Annotated in this window: 2 pseudogenes; both read left to right on the plus strand. The window is 78.4% G+C overall.

Features of this window, described 5'->3' with window-relative positions:
- Nucleotides 1-423 (plus strand): annotated as a pseudogene (locus HW577_RS25680) (hypothetical protein); the annotation flags it as partial.
- A gap of 9 nt (nt 424-432) precedes the next feature.
- Nucleotides 433-921, plus strand: a pseudogene (locus HW577_RS25685) (ATP-binding protein); the annotation flags it as partial.

Genomic DNA, 921 nt, shown 5'->3' on the forward strand with positions numbered 1-921 from the left:
GGCGTCGCCGGCGGGCTCGCGACCGCGGGCATCGCGCCGGTGCCGCGCATCCTGGGCCATGCGCTCTGGGCGTCGGACGGGACGCTGGGCCAGGAACCCGCGCTGCACGGCGCGATCTTCGCCGCGCCCGACCCGCGCAGCCGCGCCCGCTTCGATGCGCGCTACGAAGGCGCCTTCGGCGAGCGCCCGCCGCGGCTGGCCGGCATCGCCTATGACGCGGCGGGGCTCGCCGCGCGGGTGGTGCTGACGCCGCGCGGCCAGTCGGGCCCGAATACGGGGGAGGTGTTCGACGGCGTGGACGGCCCCGTGCGCCTGCAGCCGGAAGGCCGGGTGCAGCGCGGCCTCGCCCTGTTCGCGGTGGAGCCCACGGGAGAGGCGCGCATGGTGGAACCAGCCCCGGCGCCGGGCGCCGCCGGGTCCTGAGGCCGGCCCATGGCCGGGGATGCGCCGCGCCCGGGCCCCTGGCTCCGCGCCAGCCTGATCGTCGCGGGCGTGCCCGCAGCCTGCCTGCTGCTGTTGATGGTCGGCGGCGCAGTGTCGCCCCGGGCTGGCTTCGCGGCGCTGATCGTGACGGTGATCGCCGGTGCGGGCGTCGCGCATCTCTGGCTGGGCAACCTTGCCCGCCTCGCCGCCCAGATCCGGACCGCCGCGGCGGGCGCCGAGGTGCCGCACCTGACCGGAGCGCCGCTGCTGCCCTCGGTTCAGGAGGTGGCGGAAGGGGTGAACCGGCTGGCCCGGAGCCTCGCCGAGCGCGGCGTGCTGGTCGAGCGGCTGCGCCGCGCCGATGCCGCGATCATCGAGGCGCTGCCCGACCCGCTGCTGGTGCTTTCCGAATCCAGGCTGCCGCTGCGGGCCAACCGCGCGGCGCGGGAGATGCTGGGCGCCCCGGCCGATGCCGGCGCGGCGCCGGCCGACGCGGCC

Source organism: Neoroseomonas rubea (genome assembly GCF_016106015.1).
GTDB classification, from domain to species: Bacteria; Pseudomonadota; Alphaproteobacteria; order Acetobacterales; family Acetobacteraceae; genus Neoroseomonas; species Neoroseomonas rubea.